We start from the raw sequence: 3,704 nt of genomic DNA, 5'->3' as shown, positions 1-3,704 counted from the left end.
AATATAAAATTATTTATAAATTTTTTATTAAAAGAAAAGTAACCTATAGAAAAATTCTATAGGTTACTTCTCTCTTACATAGTACTTAGTTTTCAAGGTTGGATATGTGATTTTATATATCGAATTTAACTATCTAGCATGTTTATAACTTATGATTTTATTATAAGTAAAATCAAATAGCTAAACCATTCATATACCTTACAAAACTAAGAATTAAACTTACATTTTTGTAATTTAATCCATCTTCATAATATAACCGCTTCTTTGAATGTCTAAATCATCAACTTCTCTAAATAGATACTTAATAATTAAGTTTGAACTTAATTTATTTAAACAAGCTTTAAATAAAAGCAACTTCATCACTTGAAAAATAGTAATACATATCATCTCTATAATTTATTAATAAAATTTTAGCCATTACTTTTAAAGTAATGGCTAAAATTTTATTATAAGTTTTGTATTAAAGTTTCTGTTTTTGTTAAATACTCTTTACGTGATTCATCATCTACAAAAGGAACAGCACCAAAGAAAGTATGATAAAGTGGTTCAATTCCACAAAATTTAAATATACCATCATTTACCATTTGTTTCATAGCGTCATGCATACCATTTTCTGCATAGTCATCACTAGGAGATCCAGTTGTATTGAATACTAGTGCTTTTTTTCCTTCTAGCAGACCTACTGGTGCATTATTGTCATATTTATATGCAAATCCATTAGCAAATACTCTATCTATATATCCTTTAAGTATAGCTGGCATTGATGCCCACCATACAGGGTAAATAAAAGTAATAAGATCCGCCCACTTTACTTCTTCCTGTTCACTTTTAATGTCACTAGGAACTTCTCCTCTTCCAAAAGCTTCAAAATCTGCTGGTTGTAATGTTGGATTAAAGTTAATTGCATATAAATCTTTAATCTTTACTTCATGTCCTTTATTTTTACTAACATTTTCTACACTTTCTAATATAGCATGACAAAAACTATTAGGATTAGGATGAGCATAAATTATTAAATGTTTCATATGTATATCCCCTTTCTCAAAACAAATATAGTTTAGTTTTTGCTAGTTTGTAAATATTATTCTATAGAAACACCAATAATTTTTAACCCATAATAATTTATCTATCTTACACTTAATTTTAGTCTACATTAGATAATAATAATCATCTAAACTTTTAAAGTTACATAGTATATTAAAAATAAATTTTTAGTTTTTTATCTTATAAAATAATAATTAACAATTATTTTTTCATTAATATATAATCGAAATATGATGATGTACATTTTTCATCATCAATTCTTCTCTAAATTGTTCGTTTTTCTTTATAGAGAATTTCAAATCCATTAAAATATTGTTCGATCTCATCCTCTCTATAGTGGCAGTAAAATACTTCTTGCTCATCTTCAATTTGTATGAACTCCCCTTCGTTAACTTGATTACCTTTTCCATAGGAATCACATTCTTCACTAAAAAATTTACATAACACAATCCTTTAGATTTTAATACTCTATAAAATTCTTGTAAAGCAAGTAAAAATCTTGTTTCTTCATATGAACAGAAGTATTATAAGAAAACAAAAGCTAAAAAATTCATTATTAAAGGAATTTCCTTCATATCTCCTTTAATAATGTTTAACTTCATATTACTTGTATCACAAAAAGAACTAGCTTTTTCTAATTGTTCTTCGCATATTTCAATGCCGTAAGTTTTATATCCAAACTCATAAAATAGAGAAAGAGGTGGGTTAATTCCACCAGCGCCGCAATCAAGAATAACTTTTTCAAGCGAGCTACCATTGCAGTATTTTAAGAAGTTATACAAAGGAAAAGCTGATATAAGATTATTCATATTTTCATCCTCACTTTATATATTATTATACAAATAATTTCTGAATTCTTAACTATTCTATCTTAATACCTAATTTCCTGTTAAAAACTTGATTGAAAATTTTAATCTTATGATTTTATAATTTTTCTAAAAAAGGCTACTAAAATATTTAATTTAATAGTAGTCCTTAAAAATATTAATTTATTTTAATTTAAAGTTTAATATTATTGGATTATGATCGGAATAAGTAAAATCTAAGTCTTTTGTTTTAGTAAATATAGCTTCAACATTATTAGAAATCAAAAATCCATCTATTATAGTTGTAAAAGTTTCTCCTTTTTTATAAGGCTTTGCTACTGCTCTAACTGTTGGATTTTCTTCATCAAAACTCCATGTAAAGCCTTCCAACTCAAAATCTTTCGGGATAGGTTGAAGCCATTCTGGCCATTCTTCTGTAGTCTTAAAAATAGAACCTTCACTCCCTGGAATTTGATGATTAAAATCTCCACCTGCAATTATATAATTGCCTTTTTTATATTCTTCCTGCAAAAATGAAGATAAAAAATCAAGTTGTTGCTTTCTTATTTTGCCACCTTTATCATAGGCTGATAAATGAAGATTTATCAAAACTAATTCTTTTCCATTCTCCACTGGCACTCTATTAACTAAAATACAGCGATCAAGTTCTGCTAACTGCCTTGGCCATAACTCTTTTCCTGGCAAATCATACCTTGTGCTTTTATTCACAGTTAGTTTTGAAAAATTCGCTAATCCCGCTAATACATTCCCATGAGGCTTTTTAATAGGCACAGGTACCCATGGTACTTTATAATTAATTGCAAAACTAGATGAATATCCATTTAAATTATTTGTAAAATAATCATATTGATCTACCTTATAACTTCTTGTAGCTTTTTTGTCCACTTCTTGTAGAAAAATAAAAGTTGGACTTTCTTTTTCTATTATTTTAAAACTTTCTTTCAAATTTTCTATGGTCTTCTCCTTACTAAGTGAACGGGACTCTTTTCCTCCATCCATAAAAAAGTCTACATCTTTGTCCATTCCACAATAGCCTATATTATAAGTCATAATAGTCATTAGAGAATTTAATTTAGCTTGTTCTTCTTTATTGTTTTCTATTTTAACTTCTAAAATTTTCTCTGGCTTATAATCTGTAATTGTCATAAAAGCAAAATATCCTATTATTAAAATTCCTACTACAAGTGCCCCATATAAAAACCATTTTAAAAATCTATTTTTCATCTACTCCTCCTAAATATAAATATTTATAAAATTATAATGATTTTATGGCTTTAATATTACCATATAAATAATTACTTTTAAAATAATAAGATCATTATTTATATATGTATATTAAAATTATTTAAAGTAAAGGAATAAATATAAGAATTCAACTTTAATTTTAACATAAAAAACCACAGCAAGGGGGTGCCGTGGTTTTTCATAGATAACTTTATTATGAATTTATTTAAGAGGTTAATATGTTTTATTAGCTTTGAAATAACATTAATCAATTTTGTTTTTTAAATTGATTAATGTTAAACAATAAAGTCGATGTAAAAAGAATAATAGAACCCATAGCTAATGGAAAAACCGCAGGGGACATCATACCAGAAGCACTATGACTTAAACTTTCTATGATGTAAAGTCCTCCAAAAACAACTGTAGTTCCAGCAGATATTCTATTTAATACCAAACTAATCTTTTCCATCTCATTATCCTCATAACTTTCAAAGCTTTCATTATAAATCCAACATCTTAAAGGTACTTGATGTCTTCATATTACAATATTAATTATAATAGTATCTAAGAATTTTTAAAATTTATTTGCCTTACAAACCTACATTTGCA

At 26.1% G+C, this 3,704-nt stretch carries 6 protein-coding genes; all 6 read right to left on the bottom strand.

Features of this window, described 5'->3' with window-relative positions; genetic code table 11:
- Window positions 1-234 precede the first annotated feature (234 nt).
- Window positions 235-360 carry a hypothetical protein gene (locus tag ACY1IQ_RS20985; protein ID WP_461612827.1) on the bottom strand — a complete coding sequence of 42 codons (126 nt, stop codon included), beginning with the start codon at window positions 358-360 and terminating at the stop codon, window positions 235-237.
- 86 nt (window positions 361-446) lie between these two features.
- The gene (locus ACY1IQ_RS20980; protein ID WP_461612828.1) at window positions 447-1,025 is read right to left on the bottom strand and encodes an NAD(P)H-dependent oxidoreductase; all 579 of its coding nucleotides are present in this window, start codon (window positions 1,023-1,025) and stop codon (window positions 447-449) included.
- 283 nt (window positions 1,026-1,308) lie between these two features.
- Window positions 1,309-1,491, bottom strand: a complete 183-nt coding sequence (locus ACY1IQ_RS20975) for a hypothetical protein (RefSeq protein ID WP_461615816.1) — start codon at window positions 1,489-1,491, stop codon at window positions 1,309-1,311.
- A 77-nt stretch (window positions 1,492-1,568) separates the two neighbouring features.
- A complete protein-coding gene (locus tag ACY1IQ_RS20970; RefSeq protein ID WP_461615815.1) occupies window positions 1,569-1,853 on the bottom strand; it encodes a class I SAM-dependent methyltransferase in 285 nt (94 codons plus the stop codon).
- A gap of 180 nt (window positions 1,854-2,033) precedes the next feature.
- Entirely contained in the window at window positions 2,034-3,095 is a 1,062-nt protein-coding gene (locus ACY1IQ_RS20965) for an exonuclease/endonuclease/phosphatase family protein (protein ID WP_461612830.1), read from the bottom strand.
- Window positions 3,096-3,363: 268 nt separating this feature from the next.
- Window positions 3,364-3,564, bottom strand: a complete 201-nt coding sequence (locus tag ACY1IQ_RS20960; protein ID WP_461612831.1) for a hypothetical protein — start codon at window positions 3,562-3,564, stop codon at window positions 3,364-3,366.
- Between the last annotated feature and the right edge of the window lie 140 nt (window positions 3,565-3,704).

This window comes from Clostridium sp. Marseille-QA1073, assembly GCF_054863625.1.
This window is presented reverse-complemented; position numbering and strand designations above follow the sequence as displayed.